Here is a 24,319-nt window from a genome sequence, read left to right on the forward strand (position 1 = left end):
TGGCGTTCGGCCGAACGCCACCGGATTGCAGCAAAAACGCGTCAGACGTTGAACAGGAAGTTCATCACGTCGCCGTCCTGCACGACGTATTCCTTGCCTTCCGCGCGCATCTTCCCGGCTTCCTTCGCGCCTTGTTCGCCCTTGTGCGCGATGAAGTCGTCATAGGCGATCGTCTGCGCGCGGATGAAGCCGCGCTCGAAGTCCGTGTGGATCACGCCGGCCGCCTGCGGCGCGGTGTCGCCGATGTGGATCGTCCACGCGCGCACTTCCTTCACGCCCGCGGTGAAGTAGGTCTGCAGGCCGAGCAGCTTGAAGCCCGCGCGGATCACGCGGTCGAGGCCCGGCTCGTCCATGCCCATGTCGGCGAGGAACGCTTCCTTGTCCGCATCGTCGAGGTCGGCGATTTCCGCTTCGATCGCCGCGCACACGGCGACGACCGGCGAGTTCTCGCTTTCCGCGTACTTGCGCACCACGTCAAGGTGCGGGTTGTTCTCGAAGCCGTCGTCCTTCACGTTCGCGACGTACATCGCCGGTTTCGCGGTGATCAGGCAGAACGGCTTGAGGAGCGCCTGCTCGTCGTCCGACAGCGCGAGGCCGCGCACCGCCTTGCCCTGGTCGAGGTGCGCGCGCACCTTCTCCAGCACTGCGGCCAGCTTCACCGCTTCCTTGTCGTTGCCCGACTTTGCGGCCTTCGAGTAGCGCGTGAGCGCCTTCTCGACGGTGCCGAGGTCGGCGAGCGCAAGCTCGGTGTTGATCACTTCGATGTCGTCGATCGGGCTCACCTTGCCGGCGACGTGGATCACGTTGTCGTCCTCGAAGCAGCGCACGACGTGCGTGATCGCGTCCGTCTCGCGGATGTTCGCGAGGAACTGGTTGCCGAGGCCTTCGCCCTTGCTCGCGCCGGCGACGAGGCCCGCGATGTCGACGAACTCGACGACGGCCGGCACGACGCGCTCGGGCTTGATGATCTCGGAGAGCGCCTTCAGGCGCACGTCAGGCACTTCGACCACGCCGACGTTCGGCTCGATCGTGCAGAACGGGTAGTTCTCGGCGGCGATGCCGGCCTTGGTCAGCGCATTGAAGAGGGTGGACTTGCCGACGTTGGGCAAGCCGACGATGCCGCATTTGAGGCTCATGAAAAAATCCTTTGAAATCAGTGCACTATCCGGCCGAATGTCGGCATGGTGGAAGTGCTGGCCCCGCGCGTTTTACGCGTGAGCCGCAGGTGTCGGGGTGGCGGGAAACCGGAGCGAATCGGGCAGGCGGCCCGAAGGTTTGTCCACGGTTTGTCCACGAAAAGCGTGATTTTACCCGGTTCGGGGTGGGGGGCGGGGAGATGGCGCAGGTGCGACGCCCATCTCCTCTTGGTCGTCAGATGGACTTGGGTTCCCACTCGTGACCAGGCGAAAGGTTCACTTTCTGGTAGAGATCACTCAAAAATGCCGCCCTCTCTTCCTGACGCATCCCTGTTTGTTGCATCAATGTCTCGCGCAGCGGGTGATGGCTGCCGATCAAATACTCATTGCGCTTATGCAGGCGCTCCAGCAACCGGCGGGATGGAATGCTGTCGGATTTTCCATCCTGCCCCCGGTTGCACGTTTCGCAGGCCAACACGAGGTTCCACACCCCGTCCAGATTCACGCCCCAGTGGGCCTGTTTTAGCCGATGCGGAAAGAAGTGGTCCACATCCACATTCCTTGTTGGCCCGTCCAGCAGCAAAGGCGTAGAGCAATAGAAGCAATGTCCCTTCTGGTAACCATTGAGAGCGCTGCGGCTGCTAGTCACTGGCCTGCGCCGCTGCGATGAATCTATCGCGAAAAACTCTCGTCGTTCGTTGTCGTGGTTGATGGTGAGCAGGTTCGCCGAGATACCGTGGTTCCAGGCAGTCTCGACCAAGTTCCATCGGGCGGTGATTTCTGCCGCCAGGTTCGAGGCCTGCACCCCAGCCATCATCTGCGAGAATTCGTCGGTGATGCGGATGCCACGATTATCTTTGCGCTCGTCAACGAAGAACGGATGGTGGACTGGGGTAGAACCCACGATGTGGAAGGCATCGATGACGTGGGCAAAGCCGTGGGCCACGGTCGTATCAACGAGTTTCGACAGGTCGTTATCCTTGTTAAACGCGACGCAGCCCTGAAGAAATTTCCCGTTACCGGTCGTGATTTGCTTGGGAGCTGTTCGCAGGTGCTCAGCTAGTAGCTGCGCATACACCGGGGCTAAATCATCGAGTTTGACCAACTCACCTGACTTCGGTTTGAGATCGAGCAGGGCTGAGCCCAGCGCGAACTTGTAGCTCGCGGTATTTCGCCCGAAGAGGACGACACCACGCCAACAGTCCTCGACCGTTGGTTCGGCCGGGGTGAACAGTTCCTCGGCCATGCTCAGTCGCCCAATTGCATCAGAACCGACGCCCATTCCACCTCGTCGCGTCCCAGGCTGTCAGCGTTGCCCCACTGATTGAGTAACTTGAATCCTTGATTTTCAAGGAGGGTTTGATAACGCTCTGCCGAGTCCGGGATAAAGAGTCTTCCGTTGCTGTCGCGATGCCCTGCGGCGGCAGCGTCCAGTCGCTTGCTAGGAACCGAGTAGAGAAGTCTCCCCCTGGGTTTCAGGCATCTTTTAATGAACTCTACTGCAGCAGGTTGATGCTCCTCTGCGATATGCATCAATACGGCAGAGCACAAGACACCATCAAATGCTCCCCCGAATGGAACCGCTGTGCCCGGGATCGATTCGCACACGAGGCGCCCTTTTAGCTCGGGGTGCAGGTCCTGCGCTAGTTCGACCAATTCGGGAGTTGCATCCAAACCGTAGGTGTCTCGCCCCAAGGAATGCAGGTATGCCAAGTCGCGGCCGGACCCACATCCGACATCCAGAACGCGACTGCCACTAGGGAAAGCGTCTTCGAAGTGTTTGGCCAACCCGTTCACGATGGATTCGTAGCGGTCAGCGATGACCTTTGCGTTCTGGGAGTAGTAGCTGACGGTTTGTGAATCCATAGTGAACAGGAAGTGGCAACTAGTTGCAGCTATTCTCCACATTTTGTGCGCGAAAGGCGAGATGTTCCCAAAGGTTGGGCGGGAGGCCGGGGAACGTCAGTCAGGTTCTTTCAGTTCATCCCAGTGGACGGCCTTGATGATGCCCCAGTTATCGGCCGCGTTCGGTCTGCGTGGGGCGGCCAGCCTTTCGTAGAAATCTTCGAGCCATCATTTATGGCAACCGAGGAGGTCAGTAGGAGCGGCAAGCGGTATACGGATGAGTTCAAGATCGAAGCAGTCGAGCAAGTAACCGAGCGTGGCCATTCGGCGGCCGGGACGGGCGCGTCGATCCGCCGCGATCCCGCACCGCAGCAACCCCTGATTTGCCGCAAAGTCCGGCCGCGTAAGGCGCTGGACCCGCGGCTATAATGCGCGCCATGACTGCCCACCACACCTTCGACGTCGCCGTGGTCGGCGGCGGGCTCGCCGGCAAGACGGCCGCGCTCGCGCTGACCCAGTCCGGCTACAAGACCGCGCTGCTCGCCCAACCCGCGACGCCGCGCCCCGCCGATCTCGCGTACGACACGCGCGTCTACGCGCTGTCCTCCAGTTCCCAGGCGCTGCTCGAACGCCTGCGCGTCTGGCAGGCGCTCGATCATGGCCGGCTGGCGCCCGTCTACGACATGCGCGTCTATGGCGACGCGCACGCGGAGCTGCACTTTTCCGCGTATCAGGCGTCGGTGCCGCAGCTCGCGTGGATTGCCGAATCGTCGATGATCGAAGCGTCGCTGGACGTGGCGCTGCGCTTCCAGCCGAACCTGACGTGGTTCGATGCGCGCGCGCAGGGACTCGACGTTCGCGACGATGCCGCCGTGCTCGCACTGTCGTCCGGCCAGGTGCTCGAAGCCGACCTGATCGTCGGCGCGGACGGCGCGCATTCGTGGGTGCGTTCGCAAATAGGGTCGAAAGTCGACCGGAACGACTACCGGCAAACGGGCGTCGTCGCGAACTTCAAGGCGTCGCTGCCGCATCGCGAGACGGCGTATCAATGGTTTCGCGACGGCGAAATCATCGCGTTGCTGCCGCTGCCGGACGGCCACGTGTCGCTGGTCTGGTCGGCGCAAACGGCGCACGCGGACGAACTGCTCGCGCTCGATCCGGCCGGGCTCGCGGCGGAAGTCGAGCGCGTGTCGCAGCGGCAGGTCGGCACGCTCGACTGCGTGACGCCGGCGGCGGGCTTCCCGCTCGCGCTGCAGACGGTCGACAAGCTGATCGCGCCGCGCGTCGCGCTCGTCGGCGATGCGGCACACCTGATTCACCCGCTGTGCGGGCAGGGCATGAACCTGGGGCTGCGCGACGTCGCCGCGCTGGTCGACGCGATCGCAGGCAAGGAGAGCTTCCGCAACCTCGGCGACACGGTGCTGCTGCGCCGCTACGAGCGCGCGCGCCGGGAGGACATCCGCGCGCTGATGCTGGCCACCGACGGCCTGCATCGGCTGTTTTCCGCGCCGGGCACGCTCGCGCGGGCAGTGCGCAACGCGGGCATGGCGTTCGTCGGCGCGCAGCCGTTCGTCAAGCGCTGGCTCGTGTCGGCCGCGCTCGGCTGAACGAACCTTCGCGCGCATCGGCGGTCGGACACGTTTCCGTTACGTCGTACACTGTGACGTGCGTACCGATTGAGCTGAAGGATGAACACGATGAAAACAACGATTCGCATCGCCTCGCTGGCGCTGGCCGTCGCCACGGCGACGCTCGGCTGTACCGCGCAGGCCGACCAGACCACCGACAAACTGAAAGCGACGCTGCAGTCCCGCCTGGGCGCCGACGCGCCGATCAAGAGCGTGTCGAAGTCGCCGGTCGCGGGTCTCTACGAAGTCAATCTCGGCACGCAGATTCTCTATAGCGACGCGTCGGGCGACTACGTGCTGCTCGGCGACCTGGTCGAGACCAGGACGCGCAAGAACCTCACCGAGGCGCGCCTGTCGGAAACCAACAAGATCGATTTCGGGAGCCTGCCGCTCGCCAACGCGATCAAGGTCGTGAAGGGCAACGGCGCGCGCCGGATCGCGGTGTTCTCCGACCCGAACTGCCCGTACTGCAAGAAACTCGAGACGACGCTGCAATCGATCGACAACGTCACCGTCTACACGTTCCTGTATCCGGTGCTGTCGCCGGATTCGACGGCGAAGTCGAAGGCGATCTGGTGCGCGGGCGACCGCGCGAAGTCGTGGGAGGGCTGGATGCTCGATCATCGCGCGCCGGCCGCGGCGAACTGCGACACGAGCGCGCTCGACAAGAATCTCGCGCTCGGCCGCGGGATGAACGTGACCGGCACCCCGACGATCTTCCTGGCCGACGGCCGCCGCCTGCCGGGCGCCGTGTCCGCCGACCAGCTGAATCAGGCGCTTGCCACGATCAAGTGACGACACCGGGCCGCGAGGCCCGGCCGGCGAGGGGCGCCCGCGGTTCGACCGGGGCGCCTCTCGTCGTTTCTGCCGCAGTCATTCCAACCGACTTTCACGATGAAAACGCCGATCCGCTATTCGATTGCCCCGAAAGACCTCGCTGCGCACCTGTTCGAAGTGTCCGTCACGGTTGCCGATCCCGATCCCGCCGGACAGCGCTTCGCGTTGCCGGTGTGGATTCCGGGCAGCTACCTCGTGCGTGAATTCGCGCGCAACATCGTGTCGCTGCAGGCGTTCAACGACGCCGGGCGCAAGGTGCGGATCGGCAAGACCGACAAGCACACGTGGCAGGCCGCGCCGGTGAAGGGTGCGCTGACGCTGCGCTACGACGTCTACGCGTGGGATCTATCCGTGCGCTCCGCCTATCTCGACGCCGCCGGCGGCTTCTTCAACGGCACGGCCGTGTTCCTGAGCGTCGCGGGCCGCGAGGACGACGCATGCGAGGTCGACATCGCGAAGCCGGCGGGCGCCGCGTTCCGCCACTGGCGCGTCGCGACCGCGCTGCCCGAGGCGCGCGGCACGAAGCGCTACGCGTTCGGCGCGTACCGGGCGGCGAACTACGACGAGCTGGCCGATCATCCGGTGACGATCGGCGAATTCGCGCTCGCCACGTTCGACGCGCACGGCGTGCCGCACGACGTCGCGATCGCCGGGCGCGTCACGCGGCTCGACATGGAGCGGTTGTGCGCGGACCTGAAGCGGGTGTGCGACGCGCAGATCGCGCTGTTCGAGCCGAAGTCGAAGAAGGCGCCGATGGAGCGCTACGTGTTCATGACGCTGGCCGTCACCGACGGCTACGGCGGCCTCGAGCATCGTGCGTCGACCGCGCTGATCTGCAACCGCACGGACCTGCCGGTGAAGGGGCGCCCGGAGACGTCGGAGGGCTACCGCACCTACCTGGGCCTGTGCAGCCACGAGTACTTCCACACGTGGAACGTGAAGCGCATCAAGCCCGCGGCGTTCGTGCCGTACGACCTGTCGAAGGAAAGCTACACGTCGCTGCTGTGGCTGTTCGAGGGCTTCACGTCGTATTACGACGACCTGATGCTGGTGCGCTGCGGGCTGATGTCGCGGGACGAATATTTCACTGCGCTCGGCCGCACGATCGGCGGCGTGCAGCGCGGCAGCGGCCGCCTGAAGCAGAGCGTCGCCGACAGCTCGTTCGACGCGTGGATCAAGTATTACCGGCAGGACGAGAACGCGACGAACGCGATCGTCAGCTACTACACGAAGGGTTCGCTGGTCGCGCTCGCGTTCGACCTCGCGATCCGCGCGCAGACGCGTCACCGCAAGTCGCTCGACGACGTGATGCGGCTGCTCTGGCAGCGCTTCGGCCGCGACTTCTACCACGGCCAGCCGGCTGGCGTCGGCGAAGATGAAATCGACGCGCTGATCGAGGAAGCGACGGGTGTCGCGCTCGGCCGCCTGTTCGCCGATGCCGTGCACGGCACGCGCGACCTGCCGCTCGCGGACCTGTTCGCGCCGTTCGGCGTCACGCTCGCGCCGGATGCCGGCGCGAACGGCGCGCAGCCGAAGCCGTCGATCGGCGCGCGCCTGCGTGGCGGCGCGGACTGCTCGCTCGCGGCCGTCTACGAAGGCGGCGCGGCGCACAAGGCAGGCCTGTCGGCCGGCGATATGCTGATCGCGGTCGACGGGCTGCGCGTCACCGGCGCGAATCTCGACACGCTGCTCGCGCGCTACCAGCCGGGAGACAAGGTCGAGATCCACGCGTTCCGGCGCGACGAGCTGCGCGCCACGACGCTGAAACTGGATGGCCCGGACGTCGCGCGCTACAAGCTCACCGCGAATCCGAAGCCGGCGGCCCAGTGCAGCGCGCGCGAGGCCTGGCTGAAAGGCTGATTGGGGCCAGATTCCGTCATGCCGGGCGGTGGCGCGGATTGTTCCGTTGCTGCAACGATCCGTCGCCCTGAGCCTGCTTTTTCACGCGAATGTGGCCACGCACAATGGCGTCACTCGCGCTGCTGAAGCGCAAACCCACTCGGAGCCTGACATGACGACCATTCTTCAAATCAATTCCGCAGCACGTTCGCAAGGCGCGCAATCCACGCTGCTGGCCGACGAACTGACCGCCAAGCTGAAGCAATCGAACCCCGGCGCGACGGTGACGGTTCGCAACCTGCAAGCCGATCCGCTGCCGCACCTCGACGACGCAGTGCTCGGCGCGTTCTTCACGCCGGCCGAGAGCCGCACGCCGGAACAGAATGCGATCGTCGCGAAGAGCGATGCGCTGATCGCCGAACTGCAGGCCGCCGACGTGATCGTGCTCGGCGCGCCGCTGTACAACTTCGGCGTGTCGTCGCAGCTGAAGACCTACTTCGACTGGATCGCGCGTGCCGGCGTGACGTTCCGCTACACGGAAAACGGTCCGGAAGGCCTGGTCAAGGGCAAGAAGGTGCATGTGGTATCGGCCCGCGGCGGCAAGTATGCCGGCACGCCGAACGATTCGCAGACGCCGTTCCTGCGCACGTTCCTCGGCTTCCTCGGCATGACCGACGTGAACTTCATCTACGCGGAAGGTTTGAACATGGGGCCCGAAGCGCATAGCGCGGCCCTGGCCGGCGCACGCGAGGCGATCGCCGCCGCGTAAGCCCTGGCGTCGACGGATGCGCTGCGTCCGTCGACGATCGCCAGAAAAAACGCCGCGCACCGGAAGGTGCGCGGCGTTTTTTTGCATGCGGGGCGGGATCGTCGTGCGTTACGCGAGCGTTTCGGCGTCGTCCGGCAGCCGCCAGTCGATCGGCGTGTGGCCGTGCTCGACGAGATAGTCGTTCGCGAGCGCGAAGTGGCGGCAGCCGAGAAAGCCGCGATGCGCGGACAGCGGCGACGGATGCGGCGCTTCGAGCACGCAATGCGCGTGCGGGTCGAAGAGGGCGCGCTTCGCCTGCGCGTGTGCGCCCCACAGCATGAACACCAGCCCGCGATGGCGGCGCGCCAGCTCGCGGATCAGCGTATCGGTGCATTGCTCCCAGCCGCGTTTCGCATGGCTCGCCGCCGCGCCGCGCTCGACGGTCAGCACGGTGTTGAGCAGCAGTACGCCCTGGCGTGCCCAGGTGTCGAGGCAGCCGTGGCGCGGCGTGTCGTGGCCGAAGTTCGCGGCGATTTCCTTGAAGATGTTGCGCAGCGACGGCGGCGGCTTCACCGCCGGCGGCACCGAGAACGCGAGGCCGTGCGCCTGGGGCGTGCCGCGGTCGTCGCCGTGGTACGGGTCCTGGCCGAGGATCACGACCTTCACGTCGTCCGGGCTCGTCAGCCGCAGCGCGCGGAAGACGTCGGCCGGATAGACCGTCTTGCCGGCCGCTCGCTCGCTGTCGACGAAGCGGCAGAGCGGTGCGTACGCGTCGCTTGCGATGAAGGGATCGAGCACGGCGCGCCAGTCGGGCGGCAGTGCATCGAATTGCCCGGCGAGTGGCTGCATGTCGTGCGCCGCGCGCGGCTCGGCCGGCGCGGGATCGTCGAACAGCGACGCTTGCGGCGTCGCCGCGCGGGAAGAGGAACGGGAAGCCATGCGTCGTTATTGCGCGCGCAGCCGGTAGCCGCGCTGCGCCTTGCTGAGATTGTCGGGCGCGAGGCCGGGCAGCGCGTGCTGCAGTTCGGCGGCGAGCGTCTGCAGCGCCGCTTCCGCGCCGTCGATCAGCTCGAGCTCGACCTCGCTGATCGGCTCGCGGCGCGTATCGTCGCCGACTTGTGCGGCGATTTCGCCGATGTCCACCGCGGCCTCGACGATCGCGCCGTCCACGGCGATGCGCCACAGCGTGCGCGAAAAATCGGTGCGGAACAGTGCGTGCAGGGTCGGGGCGGCGGCGCAAAGCGCGGCGGCGGCCTCTGGCACGTCGCATGCGGCGGCGAGCGCGTCGATCTCCAGCGCGTCGGTCGCGACGGGCATTTCCCATTCGTGGCGGCGATGCAGCCCGCCCTCGGCGGTGCCGACCGTCTTGAAGGTCTGCAGCCAGCCTTGCGGCGCGCGGCGCAACCGCACCGCGCTCTTCGCGCGCGCAAGTGCGAGGTCCGGCGTGTCGAAATAGACATTCGACAACGCGATCTCGCGGCCCGCCTCGCCCGTGCGCGCGACGAAGAAGCGGCGCGCCGCGTCGGCCTGCCCGGCGGGCAGCGCCAGCTTGATTTCCTTTTCGATTGCCATCGCCGTACTCAGAAGAACATCCGCGCGAGTTCCGCGCCCGGCTGCTCGGCGCGCATGAACGCCTCGCCGACGAGGAACGTGTTCACGTTCGCCGCGCGCATCGTCTCGACGTCCGCGCGCGACAGGATCCCCGACTCGGTCACGACGATGCGGTCCTGCGGAATCATGTCGAGCATGTCGAGCGTCGTCTGGATCGAGGTCTCGAACGTGCGCAGGTTGCGGTTGTTGATGCCGAGCAGCGGCGTGTTGAGCGTCAGCGCCTCGTTCAGCTCGTCGCGGTCGTGCACTTCGACGAGCACCGCGAGCCCGAGCGAATGCGCGTACGCTTCGAGATCCTGCATCTGCGGCGTATCGAGGGCCGCTGCGATCAGCAGGATCGCGTCGGCGCCCATCGCGCGCGCTTCGAGGATCTGGTACGGATCGACGATGAAGTCCTTGCGCAGCACCGGCAGCGAGCAGGCCGCGCGCGCTTCCTCGAGGTAGCGCACGCTGCCCTGGAAGAATTGCTCGTCGGTCAGCACCGACAGGCACGCGGCGCCGTGCGACGCATACGAGCGGGCGATGTCGGCGGGCACGAAATGCTCGCGCAGCACGCCTTTCGACGGGCTGGCCTTCTTGACCTCGGCGATGACGGCCGGCTGGCCGGCCGCGTGCTTCGCGCGCAATGCGCCGACGAAGTCCCGCAGGTCGCGCGCGGACGCCTCCAGTTTCAGCGCCTCGAGCGGCGTGCTGCGCATGGCCGCGGCGACTTCTTCGCGCTTGACGGCAATGATTCGGTCGAGAATGTCGCTCATAAGTGTCTCGTGCGTAAGTTCGGGTTCGAAAGGGCGGGTCAGCGCTTGAACTGCTGCGTGAAGCGCACCAGCTCGTCGACCTTCGCGCGCGCCTTGCCGCTCGCGATCGCTTCGCGGGCGAGCTGGATGCCGTCGGCGATCGACGCGGCGACGTTCGCCGAATAGAGCGCGGTGCCGGCGTTCAGCGTGACGATTTCGCGCGCGACGCCGGGCTTGTTGTCGAGCGCGCCGAGCAGCATCTCGCGCGACTCGTCGGCATTTTCCACCTTGAGCGTGCGGTTCGACACCATCTGCATGCCGAAATCCTCCGGATGGATCTCGTATTCGTGCACCTCGCCGTCGCGCAGTTCGCCGACGAGCGTGGCCGCGCCGAGCGACACTTCGTCCATCCCGTCCTTGCCGTAGACGACGAGCACGTGCTGCGCGCCGAGCCGCTGCATCACGCGCACCTGGATGCCGACGAGGTCGGGGTGGAACACGCCCATCAGCTGGTTCGGCGCGTCGGCCGGGTTGGTCAGCGGGCCGAGGATGTTGAAGATCGTCCGCACGCCCAGCTCGCGGCGCACCGGCGCGATGTTCTTCATCGCGGGATGATGGTTCGGCGCGAACATGAAGCCCATGCCGGTCTCGGCGATCGACGCCGCCACCTGTTCCGGCTGCAGGTCGATGTTGACGCCGAGCGCCTCGAGCACGTCGGCGCTGCCGGACTTGCTCGACACGCCGCGATTGCCGTGCTTCGCGACCTTTGCGCCGGCGGCCGCCGACACGAACATCGTCGCGGTCGAGATGTTGAACGTATGCGAACCGTCGCCGCCGGTGCCGACGATGTCGACGAAGTTCGAGTTGTCCTTCACGCGGACGTGGTTCGCGAATTCGCGCATCACGGTCGCCGCGGCGGTGATCTCGCCGATCGTCTCCTTCTTCACGCGCAGGCCGGTGATGATCGCGGCGGACATCACCGGCGACATGTCGCCGCGCATGATGAGCCGCATCAGGTGCAGCATTTCGTCGTGGAAGATCTCGCGGTGCTCGATCGTGCGTTGCAGCGCTTCCTGCGGGGTGATCGTCATCGTGTTGCTCCGTCAGGCCGTGTGCGGGGCCCTTTCACGGGCCTCTTTGAGGAAATTCTCGAGCAGCGCGTGGCCGTGCTCGGACAGGATCGATTCCGGATGGAACTGCACGCCTTCGACCGGCAGGGTCTTGTGGCGCACGCCCATGATCTCGCCGTCCTCGGTCCATGCGGAGATCTCGAGGCAATCCGGCAGCGATTCGCGCTCGATCGCGAGCGAGTGGTAGCGCGTGACGTCGAAGTGCCTCGGCAGGTCGGCGAACACGCCGCGGCAGTCGGTTTCGATGCGGCTCACCTTGCCGTGCATGATGGTCTTCGCGCGCACGACGCGGCCGCCGAACGCCTCGCCGATCGCCTGATGGCCGAGGCAGACGCCGAGGATCGGCTTCTTGCCGGCGAATTCGCGCAGCACGTCGAGCGTGATCCCCGCGTGCTGCGGATTGCTCGGGCCGGGCGACAGGCAGATGGCGTCGGGATTCAGGCGCGCGATCTCGTCGAGCGTGATTTCGTCGTTGCGGTAGGTGCGCACGTCCTCGCCCAGTTCGCCGAAGTACTGGACCAGGTTGTAAGTGAACGAATCGTAGTTGTCGATCATGAGCAGCATGGTCAGTCTCCGGTCAGAAGTCGCTATCGAGGCCGTCTTGAACCTGTTCGGCCGCGCGCAGCACCGCGCGCGCCTTGTTCTCGGTCTCTTGCCATTCGGATTCGGGCACCGAATCCGCGACGACACCCGCCGCCGCCTGCACGTACAGATTGCCGTTGTGGATCAGGCCGGTGCGGATCGCGATCGCCAGGTCCATTTCGCCGGAGAACGACAGGTAGCCGACGGCGCCGCCGTACAGCCCGCGCTTGACGGGCTCGAGCTCGTCGATCAGCTCCATCGCGCGCACCTTCGGCGCGCCGGACAGCGTGCCGGCCGGGAACGTCGCGCGCAGCACGTCGAAGTTCGTCATGCCGGGCTTGAGCTTGCCTTCGACCGAGCTGACGATGTGCTGCACGTGCGAGTATTTCTCGATCACCATCTTGTCCGTGACCTGCACGGAGCCGATCTGCGCGATGCGGCCGACGTCGTTGCGCGCGAGGTCGATCAGCATCACGTGCTCGGCGACTTCCTTCGGGTCGCTGAGCAGCTCGGTCGCCAGCTCGGCGTCGCGCTCGGGCGTGTTGCCGCGCGGCCGGGTGCCGGCGAGCGGGCGGATCGTCACGATGTGGTCGTCGCCGCGCTGTTCCTGGCGCACGAGGATTTCCGGCGACGCGCCGACGACGTGGAAATCGCCGAAGTTGTAGTAATACATGTACGGCGACGGATTCAGCGAGCGCAGCGCGCGGTACAGCGACAGCGGATTGTCGCGGTACGGCTTGGAGAGGCGCTGGCCGACCTGGATCTGCATCAGCTCGCCCGCGGCGATGTATTCCTTCGCCTGCCGCACGGCGGCCAGATAGTCTTCCTTCTTGAATTCGCGGAACGTCTCGGTGCGCACGCTCGCCGACGTCACGGGCGGCTGCACGGTCGCGCGCAGGCGCTGCTTCAGTTCGCGCAGGCGCTGCTTCGCCTTCGTGTATGCCTCGGGCTGGCCCGGGTCGGCATAGATGATCAGGTAGAGCTTGCCGGCGAGGTTGTCGATCACGGCGACTTCCTCGGTCAGCAGCAACTGGATGTCGGGCAGGCCCAGGTCGTCGCGCGGCGTGGTGTGTGCGAGCTTCTTCTCGATGTAACGCACCGCGTCGTAGCCGAAATAGCCGGCAAGGCCCCCGCAGAAACGCGGCAGGCCGGGGCGCTGCGCGACCTTGAAGCGCGCCTGGAACGACGCGATGAAATCGAACGGATCGCCGTCGTGGGTTTCGACGACCTTGCCGTCGCACACCACCTCGGACATGCCGTCGCGGGTACGCACGAGCGTGCGCGCCGGCAGCCCGATGAACGAGTAGCGGCCGAAGCGCTCGCCGCCCACCACCGATTCGAGCAGGAACGAATTGGCGCCGCCGCGTTCCGGCTGCGCGAGCTTCAGGTAGAGGGACAGCGGCGTTTCGAGATCGGCGAGGGCTTCCGCGATCAGCGGGATGCGGTTGTAGCCTTCGTTGGCGAGCGATTGGAATTCGAGTTCAGTCATGTTCCGGTCCTGTTCTGGACGAGCGGCGGAATGCGCCGGGGATCACGTGGCGCTGCGCGTGCTGCCGTCGGCGGAAGGGCGGTCGATCGTGTGTGTGCCTGCCGGCGGGCGCGGCCCGGGCACGGCGAACGTCGTCAGCCTGCGGCCGGCCTCGAACGATGCGTTCAGGCACGGCATGGCGGTGGGTGAAGCGACGATCGGCGCGCGGGTGCGCAGCGAGATAAAAAACGGCGCTGAAGACACGCTCCAGCGTACCTCATCGAGGTTAGCGCGACCAGCGACGCCAGGGCCAGGCTCCCCGGTCGATGCTGCTCAGACTCCGTTTTTTATTCAGAAACATGCGGATGGAAGAAAGGATTCAGCGGGTTTGCAGGGCGGCGTTGTGCGCGGAAATCGCGCGCGCCGCAACCAGCAGCGAATCGACTATACCATCCGAATTTATCGTTTGTATAGCCTTGCCGTGGTTGTAGCCGTACGGCACCGTCAGCGTCGCCATGCCGGCCGCGCGGCCCGCGAGTGCGTCGTTTTCGGAGTCGCCGATCGCAACCGTCGCGTCCGGTGCGACGCCGAGCGCGCCGCACGCGGTCAGCATCGGCAGCGGGTCGGGCTTCTTGCGCGCCACGCTGTCGCCGCCGAGCACCGCGCCGAAACAGTCGATCAGCCCGTACTGCCGCAGCAGCTCGATCGCGAAACGGTGCGGCTTGTTGGTCACGCACGCGAGCTTGAGACCGGCGGTGCGCATCGCGTCGAGACCGGCTGCGACGTCCGGGTAGAGTCGCGTATGGCGGCCGTTGATCTTCGCGTATTCGTCCTGGTAGATCGCGAGCGCGTCGTCGAAACGCGCCTGCGCGTCGACGGTTGTGAAGCGCGGCTTCAGCACGCTCTGGATCAGGTGCTCGGAACCCTTGCCGACGTAGCCGACCACTTCGTCGCGCGACGTCGCCGGCGCGTCAAGCTTCGCCAGCATCCCGTTCAGGCCGGCGGTGAAATCGTCGGCGGTGTCGACCATCGTGCCGTCGAGGTCGATCAGCGCGGCGTCGATGCGCGGCGCGGCGAAGCGGATCGATTCGGCCGGCCCGCCCCCGTCGAGGTGAGGCGCGGTCATGGCGTCAGCTCCGGTCGACGGTGGCGAGCGCGCTGCGCATCTCGTCGATGACCTTGCGGTAGTCGGGCTTGCCGAAGATCGCCGAGCCTGCAACGAAAGTGTCCGCGCCAGCCGCCGCGATTTCCGCGATGTTGTCGACCTTCACGCCGCCATCCACTTCGAGCAGGATTTCGCGGCCGGTGCGCTCGGTGTACGCGTCGATGCGTGCACGGGCGTCGCGCAGCTTGTTCAGCGTCTCGGGAATGAACGACTGGCCGCCGAAGCCCGGGTTGACCGACATGAGCAGCACGAAGTCGATGCGGTCCATCACGTGGTCGAGATGGAAGAGCGGCGTGGCCGGGTTGAACACCAGGCCGGCCTTGCAGCCGTGGTCGCGGATCAGCGCCAGCGTGCGGTCGACGTGATCGGACGCTTCGGGGTGGAAGCTGATCAGGTTGGCGCCCGCCTTCGCGAAATCGGGCACGATCCGGTCGACCGGACGAACCATCAGATGCACGTCGATCGGCGCCTGGACGTGCGGGCGGATCGCCTCGCACACGAGCGGGCCGATCGTCAGGTTCGGGACGTAATGGTTGTCCATCACGTCGAAGTGGATCCAGTCGGCGCCGGCGGCGACCACGTTGCGGACTTCTTCACCGAGCCGGGCGAAGTCGGCCGACAGGATGCTGGGGGCGATGCGGAATTGAGTCATGACGGAGGAGCGGGGACGCTGCGGCGCAAAACTGCCATTCTACCGCCCGCCGGCCGCGCGCGCGGTTGCGGGCCGGTGCCGCATCAAGCAGAATGCGGAACAAAGGCGGCTCGTCCGCGACCCGGCGCCGCAGGCGTGTCACGCCACAGGGCCGGCCCACACCCAGCGGAATCACCATGAGTCAGTATCGATTCACCGTTTCGGTGAAAACCAGTTATTTGCCGGAACAATCCGACCCGGAACACCGTCAATATGCATTCGCGTACACGCTGACGATTCGCAACACCGGGCAGGTGGCCGCGCAGCTGATCGCGCGTCACTGGATCATCACGGACAGCGAGAGCCAGGTGCAGGAAGTCAAGGGGCTGGGTGTCGTCGGTCATCAGCCGCTGCTGCAGCCGGGCGAGCAGTTCGAATACACCAGCTGGGCCGTGATCGCGACGCCGGTCGGCACGATGCGCGGTTCGTATTTCTGCGTCGCCGAGGACGGCGAGCGCTTCGATGCGCCGATCGACGAATTCGCGCTGCACATGCCGCGCACGCTGCATTGAGCGTGGCGGGCGCGGCGCGGTCAGCGCAGCGGCCGCTTGTTGTGGGGATGCTTTTTCTTGCCCGATGCGGTCCAGACGACGATGAAAATCAGCAGGCCGAGCGCGAGGAAGGCTTCCAGCGCGAAGATGAGCATCGGATATTGGTCGAGAAGATCTGACATGGCGGTTTCCATCAAGAACGAACATTGTAGGTGGTCTGGGCCGAAAGTGGCCGGCTGGGCGGCGGCGCTCGCTGCAGCGGCGCTCCTCGCCGCGTGCGGCGGCCCGCCGGTGCGTACCTCGTCGAAGGCGCCGGGCGGCGCGGCAATTGTGCCGGGGCAGGTGGCGGCGACGCGGCTCACGCCTGTCGCGTGGCAGCAGGTTCCGGGCTGGCAGGATGACGCGCTGATCGGCGCGACCATCGCGCTGCGGCAGAACTGCGCGCGCCTTGGGCGGCAGCCCGCGTGGCAGCGCGCATGTGCGGCGGCGGAGCGGCTCGACGATCTCGACGTCGGCAGCGCGCGTGCGTTCTTCGAAAGCTATTTCACGCCGTTCCAGTTCGCGAATACCGACGGCACGCTCGATGGGCTCGTCACCGGCTACTACGAGCCGCTGCTGCATGGCTCGCGGGTGCGGCGCGGACCCTATCAATATGCGTTGTACCGCTGGCCGGCCGGCTATCGCGCGGGCGCCGCGCTGCCGGCGCGCGCGCAACTCGAGCGCGCCGGTGTGCTGAACGGCAACGAACTGGTGTGGGTCGACGACCCGATCGAGGCGTTCTTCCTGCAGGTGCAGGGTTCCGGGCGCGTCATGCTCGAAGATGGCTCGGTGATGCGTGTCGGCTATGGCGGCACCAACAACCAGCCGTACCGCTCGATCGGCAAGTGGCTGCTGGATCGCGGCGAGCTGACGCCCGCGCAAGCCACGATGCAGGGCATCAAGGGATGGGCACGGGCGAATCCGGATCGCGTCGACGCGCTGCTCGACACGAATCCCCGTTTCGTGTTTTTCCGCGAGATGCCGTCGAACGAGAGCATGCCGCACGGCGGCGCGGACGGTCCGGTCGGCGCGCTCGGCGTGCCGCTCACGCCGGAACGGTCGATCGCGGTCGATCCGTCGGCGATCCCGCTGGGCACGCCGGTCTTCCTGCAGACGACGCGGCCGCTCACCAACACGCCGATGAATCGTCTGGTGTTCGCGCAGGACACTGGCTCGGCGATCAAGGGTGGCGTGCGTGCCGACTACTTCTGGGGACTTGGGGACGACGCCGGCGACCAGGCCGGCAGGATGAAGCAGAACGGCCGGATGTGGCTGCTGTTCCCGAACTCGTGACGTTTCGTTCGTGATGTTTCGTGGCCGGCGCGCGGGCCATGCGTGCCGGCGCCCCGCGTCGCGTGGCAGAGCCGGGAGCGCTGGCCAGGCACCCAAAAATCTATGGTCAGCCTGACCGAAACAGCCCGATCGGCATGTGAGCCGCACCCCGATGGCTGGATCGGTATCCAGCTTCGAGGGGGCGGTCCGCATGCGCCGATCGGGCTGACCATGGATTGTTGCGTAAGGTGACGGGCGCGTGACCGACGTCAGCCCTTGCGCTTGTCGACCACCCGTCGCGCCTTGCCGACCGAGCGCTCGATTCCGTTGACCGGCAGCACATGGATGATCGCCGTCACGCCGATCAGCGACTTGATGTCGTGGGCGAGCGTCTTTTTCGCCGCGGCGATCGTGGCCGTGTCGGGCGCGGTTTCCGGGCAGGGCTCGACGTTCAGCGTCAGGACGTCGAGCGGGCCTTCCTTCGTCAGCACGATCTGATAATGCGGTGCGAGCGCGCGTTGCTTGAGGAGCAGCTCCTCGATCTGGGTCGGAAACACGTTGACGCCGCGGACGATCATCATGTCGTCCGACCGCCCGGTGATCTTCTCCATCCGGCGCATCGTGCGCGCCGTGCCGGGCAGGAGGCGCGTGAGGTCGCGTGTCCGATAGCGGATGATCGGCAGCGCTTCCTTCGTGAGCGACGTAAACACCAGTTCGCCCGGCTCGCCGTCGGGGAGGACCGCGCCGGTCTCGGGGTCGATGATTTCCGGATAGAAGTGGTCTTCCCAGATCGTCGGGCCGTCCTTGGTTTCGACGCATTCCGACGCGACGCCCGGACCCATCACTTCGGACAGTCCGTAGATGTCGACGGCGTCGATGCCCATGCGCCGCTCGATCGCCGTGCGCATGTCGTTGGTCCACGGCTCGGCGCCGAAAATGCCGATGCGTAGCGAACATTGGGCGGGATCCATGCCCTGGCGCTCGAATTCGTCGGCGATCGACAGCATGTAGCTCGGCGTCACCATGATGATGTCCGGCCGGAAATCCTGGATCAGTTGAACCTGTCTCTCGGTTTGACCGCCGCCGAACGGAATCACGGTCAGCCCCGCACGCTCGGCGCCATAGTGCGCGCCGAGCCCGCCCGTGAAGAGCCCGTAGCCGTAGCTGATGTGGACCTTGTCGCCGCGGCGCGCGCCTGCGGCGCGAATCGAGCGGGCGACGATATTGGCCCAGGTGTCGATGTCACGCGCGGTGTAGCCGACCACGGTCGGCTTGCCGGTCGTTCCCGACGACGCGTGAATGCGCGATATCTGGTCCTGCGGCACCGCGAACATGCCGAACGGATAGCTGTCGCGCAGGTCGCTCTTCGTGGTGAACGGAAAGCGGGACAGGTCGGCGAGCGATTTCAGGTCGTCCGGATGCACGCCCGCTTCGTCGAACTTGCGGCGATAGACCGGCGAGTGCTCATAGGCGTGCCTGAGCGACCATTTGAGGCGCTCGAGTTGCAGCGCGGCCAGCTCGTCGCGGCTGGCCGTCTCGATCGGTTCGAGCGGAAGCTTGGTAGTCATGCGTGTCTCCTGTCCTTGTTATGGTTTCACGTCGCGCGCCTAGCGGTCGTCGGGGATGATCGTGCCCTTTATCTGGGCGGATTTGCCGCGGAACATCGCGACGGTGTCCCCGGCCTGATTCGTGACGCGAATGTCGTAGATCCCGTGCCGTCCGTTGAGCGTCTGCTCGATCGCCTCGGCTGTCAGCACGTCGCCGCCGTGCACCGGGCGCAGATACTCGATCGAGCAACCGGCGGCGACCGTGTTCACGTTGTACGAGTTGCAGGCGAACGCGAACGTCGAATCGGCGAGCGTGAAGATGAGCCCGCCGTGGCAGATCTGGTGCCCGTTCAGGAAATCAGGGCGCACCGCCATGCGCATGCGCGCGTAGCCGGGGCGCACTTCGGCGAGTTCCATGCCGAGCGCGCGGCTGCAGGTGTCGGCGTCGTACATGGCCTGTGCGGCGGCCTGCGCGAGCGCCTCGGGGCTGAGCGTTTCGACAGAGCGGTTCATGTCAGCGCCCCTCGAAGCGCGGCGCGCGCTTCTCGATGAATGCCTGCACACCTTCCGCGTAATCGTGCGAGTGGCCGAGCTTGCGTTGCAGGTCGCGCTCGAGGTCGAGTTGCTGGTCGAGCGTGTGCGCGATGCTTTCGCGCATCGCCTGTCTGATCGAGGTGATCGCCAGCGTCGGCTGCTGCGCCAGTTGCATGGCGAACTGGCGGGCCGTTGCAGCAAGCGCGTCGTCGTCGACAGCCTTCCAGATCAGCCCCCACTGTTCCGCCTGTTCGGCGCCGAGCTTGTCGCCGGTCAGCGCGAGGCCGAGCGCACGGGCCATGCCGACGCGCTGCGGCAGGAACCACGTGCCGCCCGAATCCGGCACCAGGCCGATCTTGACGAAGGCCTGGATGAAGCTGCTGGAGCGGGCGGCCAGCACGAGGTCGCAGGCGAGTGCGAGGTTGGCGCCCGCGCCGGCGGCCGTGCCGTTGACGGCAGCGATCACCGCCATCGGAAGGTGTTGCAGGCGCCGGATCAGCGGATTGAAATGGTCGTCGATCAGCGCGCCGAGGTCGGTCGACGCCCCCGGCGTGAAATCGAGATCGGCAAGATCCTGGCCGGCGCAGAATCCGCGCCCCGCGCCCGTCAGAATCAACGCGCGCGCGCCGGCGGCCTCGATCGCGTCAAGCGCCGACTGCAACTCGCGGTGCATCACCCGGGTGAAGCTGTTCAGCTTGTCCGGGCGGTTGAGGGTGATCGTGGCCACTCGAGCGGCCTGATCGATATCCAGCTGAATCGCTTGATAGGACATCCAGTGTCTCCTCCATGACTCCGTTATAGGCGTGCGGCGCGGGGTTTCACACGCGCTCGATCGCGATCGCGATGCCTTGGCCGACGCCGATGCACATTGTGCACAGCGCGAAGCGGCCACCGGTTCGCTCGAGCTGATGGAGCGCCGTGGTGACGAGCCGCGCGCCGGACGCGCCGAGCGGGTGGCCGAGCGCAATCGCGCCGCCGTTCGGGTTGACGCGCGGGTCGTCATCCGCGACGCCGAGCATGCGCAGCACTGCCAGCCCTTGCGATGCAAACGCCTCGTTCAGCTCGATCACGTCGAACTGGTCGATCGTCATGCCGAGCTGGCGCAGCAGCTTTTGGGCGGCCGGCGCCGGGCCGATGCCCATCACGCGCGGCTCGACGCCCGCGGTTGCCATGCCGACCACGCGTGCCCGGCGGCGCAAGCCGTACTGGTCGGCCGCTTCGGCGTTCGCGAGGAGGAGCGCGCATGCGCCGTCGTTGACGCCCGACGCGTTGCCGGCCGTCACCGTGCCGTCCGGGCGCACGACGCCCTTGAGCTTCGCGAGCGTCTCGAGCGACGTTCCGCGCGGATGTTCGTCGCGCGACACCACGACCGGATCGCCCTTCTTCTGCGGAATCGTCACCGGGACGATTTCCGCAGCGAGCGTGCCGTCCTGCTGCGCGCGCGCGGCCTTCTGCTGGCTGCGCAGCGCGAACAGATCCTGGTCGGCGCGGCTGATGTTGTAGTCGGTCGCGACGTTCTCGGCGGTTTCCGGCATAGAGTCGACACCGTATTGCTGCTTCATCAACGGGTTGACGAAGCGCCAGCCGATCGTCGTGTCGAAGATATCGGCCTGACGCGCAAACGCACTCGCCGCCTTGCCCATCACGAACGGTGCACGGGTCATGCTCTCGACGCCGCCCGCGATCAGCAGCCGGGCCTCGCCGGACTTGATCGCACGCGCGGCGGAGCCGACCGCGTCCATCCCGGATCCGCACAGACGGTTGAGCGTGGTGCCCGGCACGGACGTGGGCAGGCCTGCCAGCAGCGCGGACATGCGCGCGACGTTGCGGTTGTCTTCACCGGCCTGGTTCGCGCAGCCATACAGCACGTCGTCGACTGCCGACCAGTCGACGTCGCGGTTGCGTTCGATCAGCGCCTTGATCGGTACTGCGCCGAGGTCGTCGGCTCGAACGTCCTTCAGGGCGCCGCCGTAGCGGCCGATGGGGGTGCGAATCGCGTCGCAGATATATGCGTCAATCATGGGCGTATCCGTGAAGAACGAACCCGCGCGTCGGCGGATTCGTTCATGGTAGAGAACGGCGGGACGTTTGCACGTCGGCCGAACGGGTTATGCCGTCTGGCCAGCTTCCACGGGCACTGCCTTCGGGGCAACATGGACCCGGCTTTGCACCACGCGGAACCGGTTGGCGACGAAGGCTGCATCGGCGAGCGCCGCGTTGGCCGCCGGGTTCGCACCCGTGCCGTGGAAATCCGAGAACGCGGCGGACTGGTTGACGAACACACCGCCCGTCAGATTGATGGACAGCGCCACGCCACCGCGCACGGCGGTATCGTGCGCGGCGTCGATCACCTTGTCGTCCGTGCTGTAGACGGAGAGCGTCAGCGCGCCGTGCTCGGCGGCGATTTCGCCGGCGAGGTCGAGCGATTGCGCGGTCGAGTCGGTGGCGATCACGAACGAGATCGGGCCGAACCATTCCTGCGTGAATTTCTCACGGTCCGCGACATCGAGCTGGAGCACGAGCGGGGTCCGGACGCGGGCGCCGGGGAACGCCGGATGCTGCAGCGTCTGGCTGTCCGCCAGCACGCGGCCGAGCTTGCGCGCGTCGTCGATCCGGGCGGTCACGCCGTCGTTCTGGATCGCGCCGATCAGTTCGACCGAGCGGGCCGCGTCGCCGGTGAGCTTCTGGACAGCGCTCGCGATGGCCAGTGCGACGTCGTCGAAGCTCACGTGCCCGTCGGCGGTCTCGATACCGTTGCGCGGCACGTAGATGTTCTGCGGTGCGGTGCACATCTGGCCGGAGTAGAGCGACAGCGAGAAGGCGATGTTCTTGGCCGCCGCCTTCAGGTCGTCCGTCGAGTCGATCACGATCTGGTTGACGCCGGCCTTCTCCGTATAGACCTGGGCCTGATGCGCGTGCCGTTCGAGCCAGGTGCCGTTCTGCGTGCTGCCGGTGAAGTCGATGAGCTTGATTTCCGGGCGAAGCGCGAGGCCCTGCACCAGTGCGCCGTCATTCGGCTCGGTCGCGAGGAGGGTGACGACGTTCGGATCGAAGCCTGCTTCACGCAGCACGTCGCGCGCGATGCGCACGGTAATGGCGAGCGGCAGGATAGCGCCCGGATGGGGCTTGACGATGACCGTGTTGCCCGTCGCGAGGTCGGCGAACAGACCGGGGTAGCCGTTCCAGGTCGGGAACGTGCAGCAGCCGAGCACGAGCCCGGTACCACGCGGGACGATCGTGTAGCGCTTGTGCATCGCCAGCGGCGGGTTCTTGCCTTGCGGTTTTTCCCAGTGAGCGTCGCCGGGGATGCGGCGCAATTCGTCCCACGCATACGCGACCGCCTCGATCGCGCGATCCTGTGCATGCGGGCCGCCGGCCTGGAATGCCATCATGAATGCCTGGCCGGTCGTATGCATGACGCTGTACGCGATCTCGAAGCTGGCGCGGTTCAGGCGGGCGAGAATTTCCAGGCAGACGCCGATCCAGGCGGTCGGCCCCGCCTCGCGCCACGCACGCTGGGCAGCGGCGGCCGCCTCGATCAGCGCATCGGGCGTCGATTTCGGATAGCGTACGCCCAGTGCGAAGCCGTAAGGCGACTGCTCCGCGCCGACCGTCTCGCCGGAAGCAGGCTGGTCGAGCACGAACGCCTTGTCGAGATGCGACTTGAAAGCGGTTTCGCCGTCAGCGTTGGCGCTTTCCCCGTACACTTTGGGACTCGGCATCTCGGCGAACGGGCTCCAGTAGCCTCGACTCTCGATGGCGGCGAGGGCGTGCTTCAGCGTGTCTTCGTGCTTCGTGAACAGTGGGTGGGTCATGGCGGCAGCCTGCTTGAGCGTTGAGAGGGATCGATTCGATTAATTAACCGACCGGTTGGTCGGAGAATGGTAGCATTAAATTATTCGCAAGTGCGAGGCGTTTCGCGTTTCATTGATCGAGGAGAAATTGATGACTTTCGAGAACATCCTGGTGGAGACCCGTGGCCGTGTCGGCCTCATTACGCTGAACCGGCCGAAGGCGCTCAACGCGCTGAACGACGCGCTGATGGACGAACTGGGTGCGGCGCTCAAGGCGTTCGATGCCGACGAGGGTGTCGGGGCGATCGTTCTGACGGGCAGCGAGAAGGCATTCGCGGCGGGCGCGGACATCGGCATGATGGCCACTTACTCCTATATGGATGCCTTCAAGGGCGACTACATCACCCGTAACTGGGAGGTGATCCGCCAGATCCGCAAGCCGATCATCGCGGCGGTGGCGGGCTTCGCGCTGGGTGGCGGCTGCGAGCTCGCAATGATGTGCGACATCATTTTCGCGGCGGACACGGCCAGGTTCGGCCAGCCGGAAATCAAGCTGGGCGTGATGCCGGGCGCGGGCGGCACGCAACGCCTGCCGCGCGCGGTATCGAAGGCGAAGGCGATGGACATGTGCCTGACCGCGCGTTTCATGGATGCCGAAGAGGCCGAGCGCGCCGGGCTGGTCTCGCGCGTGCTGCCTGCGGACAAGTTGCTCGACGAGGCGATCGCCGCGGCGACGACGATCGCCGAGTTCTCGTTGCCGGCGGTAATGATGGTCAAGGAGTCGGTGAACCGCGCGTATGAAACGACGCTGGCCGAGGGCGTGCATTTCGAGCGCCGCCTGTTCCACTCGATGTTCGCGACCGAAGATCAGAAGGAAGGGATGGCGGCGTTCGTCGAGAAACGCAAGCCGGTGTTCAAGCACCGCTGATCGGGTGCAAAAAAACGCTTGCACGATGCGCGCAAGCTGACTAGAATCACGCCTCTTTCGCGCTAACGGAAACGCGGCGCGGAAGAGGGGAAACGAAGCAGTCTGGTGGCTGGAGGTCAGCGGCTGAGCGAGCGAAGGAAAATGAACCCCGCAGTCGCAACGAGGTAGTAAAAAAGTTGTTGACGAACTGCGAAGCGATGTTCATAATCTCGTTTCTCTGCTGCTGAAAACGCAGCGCTGCTGAGAAGAACGCTTCTCGCAGATGTGCTCTTTAAAAACTAACAGCCGATAAGTGTGGAC

At 66.1% G+C, this 24,319-nt stretch carries 24 protein-coding genes; 8 read left to right on the forward strand and 16 right to left on the reverse strand.

What is annotated here, in order from left to right; genetic code table 11:
- Nucleotides 1–41: 41 nt before the first annotated feature.
- From ychF to LIG30_RS08805, 3 genes are all read right to left on the reverse strand, one after another.
- A complete protein-coding gene (ychF, locus tag LIG30_RS08795) occupies nt 42–1,136 on the reverse strand; it encodes a redox-regulated ATPase YchF (RefSeq protein ID WP_038711369.1) in 1,095 nt (364 codons plus the stop codon).
- A gap of 235 nt (nt 1,137–1,371) precedes the next feature.
- The gene (locus LIG30_RS08800) at nt 1,372–2,382 is read right to left on the reverse strand and encodes an HNH endonuclease domain-containing protein (RefSeq protein WP_038711370.1); all 1,011 of its coding nucleotides are present in this window, start codon (nt 2,380–2,382) and stop codon (nt 1,372–1,374) included.
- A 2-nt stretch (nt 2,383–2,384) separates the two neighbouring features.
- Nucleotides 2,385–3,002, reverse strand: a complete 618-nt coding sequence (locus LIG30_RS08805) for a class I SAM-dependent methyltransferase (protein WP_051994931.1) — start codon at nt 3,000–3,002, stop codon at nt 2,385–2,387.
- Between the two features lie 213 nt (nt 3,003–3,215).
- Between LIG30_RS08805 and LIG30_RS25190 the strand changes: the two genes are divergently transcribed.
- From LIG30_RS25190 to LIG30_RS08830, 5 genes are all read left to right on the forward strand, one after another.
- Entirely contained in the window at nt 3,216–3,410 is a 195-nt protein-coding gene (locus tag LIG30_RS25190; RefSeq protein ID WP_083493960.1) for a hypothetical protein, read from the forward strand.
- Nucleotides 3,410–4,588, forward strand: coding sequence for a UbiH/UbiF family hydroxylase (locus tag LIG30_RS08815; RefSeq protein WP_038711371.1), 1,179 nt, complete (start codon nt 3,410–3,412; stop codon nt 4,586–4,588). Before LIG30_RS25190 ends, LIG30_RS08815 begins: the two co-directional genes overlap by 1 nt.
- A gap of 90 nt (nt 4,589–4,678) precedes the next feature.
- Nucleotides 4,679–5,404, forward strand: a complete 726-nt coding sequence (locus LIG30_RS08820) for a DsbC family protein (protein ID WP_038711406.1) — start codon at nt 4,679–4,681, stop codon at nt 5,402–5,404.
- A 99-nt stretch (nt 5,405–5,503) separates the two neighbouring features.
- Nucleotides 5,504–7,306, forward strand: a complete 1,803-nt coding sequence (locus LIG30_RS08825; protein ID WP_038711373.1) for a M61 family metallopeptidase — start codon at nt 5,504–5,506, stop codon at nt 7,304–7,306.
- A gap of 151 nt (nt 7,307–7,457) precedes the next feature.
- Complete coding sequence (locus LIG30_RS08830) at nt 7,458–8,054, forward strand: FMN-dependent NADH-azoreductase (protein ID WP_038711374.1); 597 nt, start codon at nt 7,458–7,460, stop codon at nt 8,052–8,054.
- A gap of 108 nt (nt 8,055–8,162) precedes the next feature.
- Here the strand turns inward: LIG30_RS08830 and LIG30_RS08835 are convergent, their stop codons facing one another.
- From LIG30_RS08835 to rpe, 8 genes are all read right to left on the reverse strand, one after another.
- Nucleotides 8,163–8,972 (reverse strand): uracil-DNA glycosylase, encoded by an 810-nt coding sequence (locus LIG30_RS08835; protein WP_038711376.1) that lies wholly within the window; start codon nt 8,970–8,972, stop codon nt 8,163–8,165.
- Nucleotides 8,973–8,978: 6 nt separating this feature from the next.
- Nucleotides 8,979–9,605, reverse strand: coding sequence for a CYTH domain-containing protein (locus LIG30_RS08840; RefSeq protein WP_038711378.1), 627 nt, complete (start codon nt 9,603–9,605; stop codon nt 8,979–8,981).
- An 8-nt stretch (nt 9,606–9,613) separates the two neighbouring features.
- Entirely contained in the window at nt 9,614–10,399 is a 786-nt protein-coding gene (gene trpC, locus LIG30_RS08845; RefSeq protein WP_038711380.1) for an indole-3-glycerol phosphate synthase TrpC, read from the reverse strand.
- Nucleotides 10,400–10,437: 38 nt separating this feature from the next.
- The gene (gene trpD, locus LIG30_RS08850) at nt 10,438–11,469 is read right to left on the reverse strand and encodes an anthranilate phosphoribosyltransferase (RefSeq protein ID WP_038711383.1); all 1,032 of its coding nucleotides are present in this window, start codon (nt 11,467–11,469) and stop codon (nt 10,438–10,440) included.
- A 12-nt stretch (nt 11,470–11,481) separates the two neighbouring features.
- On the reverse strand, nt 11,482–12,072 hold the full coding sequence (locus LIG30_RS08855) for an aminodeoxychorismate/anthranilate synthase component II (RefSeq protein WP_038711385.1): 591 nt from the start codon (nt 12,070–12,072) through the stop codon (nt 11,482–11,484).
- Between the two features lie 13 nt (nt 12,073–12,085).
- Nucleotides 12,086–13,579, reverse strand: coding sequence for an anthranilate synthase component I (trpE, locus tag LIG30_RS08860; RefSeq protein WP_038711386.1), 1,494 nt, complete (start codon nt 13,577–13,579; stop codon nt 12,086–12,088).
- Between the two features lie 358 nt (nt 13,580–13,937).
- Nucleotides 13,938–14,684, reverse strand: coding sequence for a phosphoglycolate phosphatase (locus LIG30_RS08865; RefSeq protein ID WP_038711387.1), 747 nt, complete (start codon nt 14,682–14,684; stop codon nt 13,938–13,940).
- A 4-nt stretch (nt 14,685–14,688) separates the two neighbouring features.
- A complete protein-coding gene (rpe, locus tag LIG30_RS08870) occupies nt 14,689–15,375 on the reverse strand; it encodes a ribulose-phosphate 3-epimerase (protein WP_038711389.1) in 687 nt (228 codons plus the stop codon).
- Nucleotides 15,376–15,551: 176 nt separating this feature from the next.
- Between rpe and apaG the strand changes: the two genes are divergently transcribed.
- Together apaG and mltA are read left to right on the forward strand one after the other, a co-directional pair.
- Nucleotides 15,552–15,926 carry a Co2+/Mg2+ efflux protein ApaG gene (gene apaG, locus LIG30_RS08875; RefSeq protein WP_038711390.1) on the forward strand — a complete coding sequence of 125 codons (375 nt, stop codon included), beginning with the start codon at nt 15,552–15,554 and terminating at the stop codon, nt 15,924–15,926.
- Between the two features lie 81 nt (nt 15,927–16,007).
- Complete coding sequence (mltA, locus tag LIG30_RS08880) at nt 16,008–17,237, forward strand: murein transglycosylase A (RefSeq protein ID WP_083493961.1); 1,230 nt, start codon at nt 16,008–16,010, stop codon at nt 17,235–17,237.
- A gap of 248 nt (nt 17,238–17,485) precedes the next feature.
- Here the strand turns inward: mltA and paaK are convergent, their stop codons facing one another.
- The 5 genes from paaK to paaN all read right to left on the reverse strand — a co-directional run bounded on the left by paaK (nt 17,486) and on the right by paaN (nt 23,112).
- Nucleotides 17,486–18,784, reverse strand: coding sequence for a phenylacetate--CoA ligase PaaK (gene paaK, locus LIG30_RS08885; protein WP_038711393.1), 1,299 nt, complete (start codon nt 18,782–18,784; stop codon nt 17,486–17,488).
- Nucleotides 18,785–18,823: 39 nt separating this feature from the next.
- Nucleotides 18,824–19,276 carry a hydroxyphenylacetyl-CoA thioesterase PaaI gene (gene paaI / locus LIG30_RS08890; protein WP_038711395.1) on the reverse strand — a complete coding sequence of 151 codons (453 nt, stop codon included), beginning with the start codon at nt 19,274–19,276 and terminating at the stop codon, nt 18,824–18,826.
- Between the two features lies 1 nt (nt 19,277).
- Complete coding sequence (gene paaG / locus LIG30_RS08895; RefSeq protein WP_038711396.1) at nt 19,278–20,069, reverse strand: 2-(1,2-epoxy-1,2-dihydrophenyl)acetyl-CoA isomerase PaaG; 792 nt, start codon at nt 20,067–20,069, stop codon at nt 19,278–19,280.
- Nucleotides 20,070–20,115: 46 nt separating this feature from the next.
- Nucleotides 20,116–21,318: a 3-oxoadipyl-CoA thiolase gene (gene pcaF, locus LIG30_RS08900; RefSeq protein WP_038711399.1), complete on the reverse strand. Its 1,203-nt coding sequence runs from the start codon at nt 21,316–21,318 to the stop codon at nt 20,116–20,118.
- Nucleotides 21,319–21,405: 87 nt separating this feature from the next.
- A complete protein-coding gene (paaN, locus tag LIG30_RS08905) occupies nt 21,406–23,112 on the reverse strand; it encodes a phenylacetic acid degradation protein PaaN (RefSeq protein WP_038711401.1) in 1,707 nt (568 codons plus the stop codon).
- Between the two features lie 130 nt (nt 23,113–23,242).
- Between paaN and LIG30_RS08910 the strand changes: the two genes are divergently transcribed.
- Entirely contained in the window at nt 23,243–24,019 is a 777-nt protein-coding gene (locus LIG30_RS08910; protein ID WP_038711409.1) for an enoyl-CoA hydratase, read from the forward strand.
- Nucleotides 24,020–24,319: the final 300 nt, after the last annotated feature.

The organism is Burkholderia sp. lig30 (assembly GCF_000687455.2).
Classification (GTDB): domain Bacteria; phylum Pseudomonadota; class Gammaproteobacteria; order Burkholderiales; family Burkholderiaceae; genus Burkholderia.

What these genes read in the sequence shown, in the direction of transcription:
- ychF (WP_038711369.1), bottom strand. Translation starts at nt 1,136, where the DNA reads ATGAGCCTCAAATGCGGCATCGTCGGCTTGCCCAACGTCGGCAAGTCC.
- LIG30_RS08800 (WP_038711370.1), bottom strand. Translation starts at nt 2,382, where the DNA reads ATGGCCGAGGAACTGTTCACCCCGGCCGAACCAACGGTCGAGGACTGT.
- LIG30_RS08805 (WP_051994931.1), bottom strand. Translation starts at nt 3,002, where the DNA reads ATGGATTCACAAACCGTCAGCTACTACTCCCAGAACGCAAAGGTCATC.
- LIG30_RS25190 (WP_083493960.1), top strand. Translation starts at nt 3,216, where the DNA reads ATGGCAACCGAGGAGGTCAGTAGGAGCGGCAAGCGGTATACGGATGAG.
- LIG30_RS08815 (WP_038711371.1), top strand. Translation starts at nt 3,410, where the DNA reads ATGCGCGCCATGACTGCCCACCACACCTTCGACGTCGCCGTGGTCGGC.
- LIG30_RS08820 (WP_038711406.1), top strand. Translation starts at nt 4,679, where the DNA reads ATGAAAACAACGATTCGCATCGCCTCGCTGGCGCTGGCCGTCGCCACG.
- LIG30_RS08825 (WP_038711373.1), top strand. Translation starts at nt 5,504, where the DNA reads ATGAAAACGCCGATCCGCTATTCGATTGCCCCGAAAGACCTCGCTGCG.
- LIG30_RS08830 (WP_038711374.1), top strand. Translation starts at nt 7,458, where the DNA reads ATGACGACCATTCTTCAAATCAATTCCGCAGCACGTTCGCAAGGCGCG.
- LIG30_RS08835 (WP_038711376.1), bottom strand. Translation starts at nt 8,972, where the DNA reads ATGGCTTCCCGTTCCTCTTCCCGCGCGGCGACGCCGCAAGCGTCGCTG.
- LIG30_RS08840 (WP_038711378.1), bottom strand. Translation starts at nt 9,605, where the DNA reads ATGGCAATCGAAAAGGAAATCAAGCTGGCGCTGCCCGCCGGGCAGGCC.
- trpC (WP_038711380.1), bottom strand. Translation starts at nt 10,399, where the DNA reads ATGAGCGACATTCTCGACCGAATCATTGCCGTCAAGCGCGAAGAAGTC.
- trpD (WP_038711383.1), bottom strand. Translation starts at nt 11,469, where the DNA reads ATGACGATCACCCCGCAGGAAGCGCTGCAACGCACGATCGAGCACCGC.
- LIG30_RS08855 (WP_038711385.1), bottom strand. Translation starts at nt 12,072, where the DNA reads ATGCTGCTCATGATCGACAACTACGATTCGTTCACTTACAACCTGGTC.
- trpE (WP_038711386.1), bottom strand. Translation starts at nt 13,579, where the DNA reads ATGACTGAACTCGAATTCCAATCGCTCGCCAACGAAGGCTACAACCGC.
- LIG30_RS08865 (WP_038711387.1), bottom strand. Translation starts at nt 14,684, where the DNA reads ATGACCGCGCCTCACCTCGACGGGGGCGGGCCGGCCGAATCGATCCGC.
- rpe (WP_038711389.1), bottom strand. Translation starts at nt 15,375, where the DNA reads ATGACTCAATTCCGCATCGCCCCCAGCATCCTGTCGGCCGACTTCGCC.
- apaG (WP_038711390.1), top strand. Translation starts at nt 15,552, where the DNA reads ATGAGTCAGTATCGATTCACCGTTTCGGTGAAAACCAGTTATTTGCCG.
- mltA (WP_083493961.1), top strand. Translation starts at nt 16,008, where the DNA reads ATGAAAATCAGCAGGCCGAGCGCGAGGAAGGCTTCCAGCGCGAAGATG.
- paaK (WP_038711393.1), bottom strand. Translation starts at nt 18,784, where the DNA reads ATGACTACCAAGCTTCCGCTCGAACCGATCGAGACGGCCAGCCGCGAC.
- paaI (WP_038711395.1), bottom strand. Translation starts at nt 19,276, where the DNA reads ATGAACCGCTCTGTCGAAACGCTCAGCCCCGAGGCGCTCGCGCAGGCC.
- paaG (WP_038711396.1), bottom strand. Translation starts at nt 20,069, where the DNA reads ATGTCCTATCAAGCGATTCAGCTGGATATCGATCAGGCCGCTCGAGTG.
- pcaF (WP_038711399.1), bottom strand. Translation starts at nt 21,318, where the DNA reads ATGATTGACGCATATATCTGCGACGCGATTCGCACCCCCATCGGCCGC.
- paaN (WP_038711401.1), bottom strand. Translation starts at nt 23,112, where the DNA reads ATGACCCACCCACTGTTCACGAAGCACGAAGACACGCTGAAGCACGCC.
- LIG30_RS08910 (WP_038711409.1), top strand. Translation starts at nt 23,243, where the DNA reads ATGACTTTCGAGAACATCCTGGTGGAGACCCGTGGCCGTGTCGGCCTC.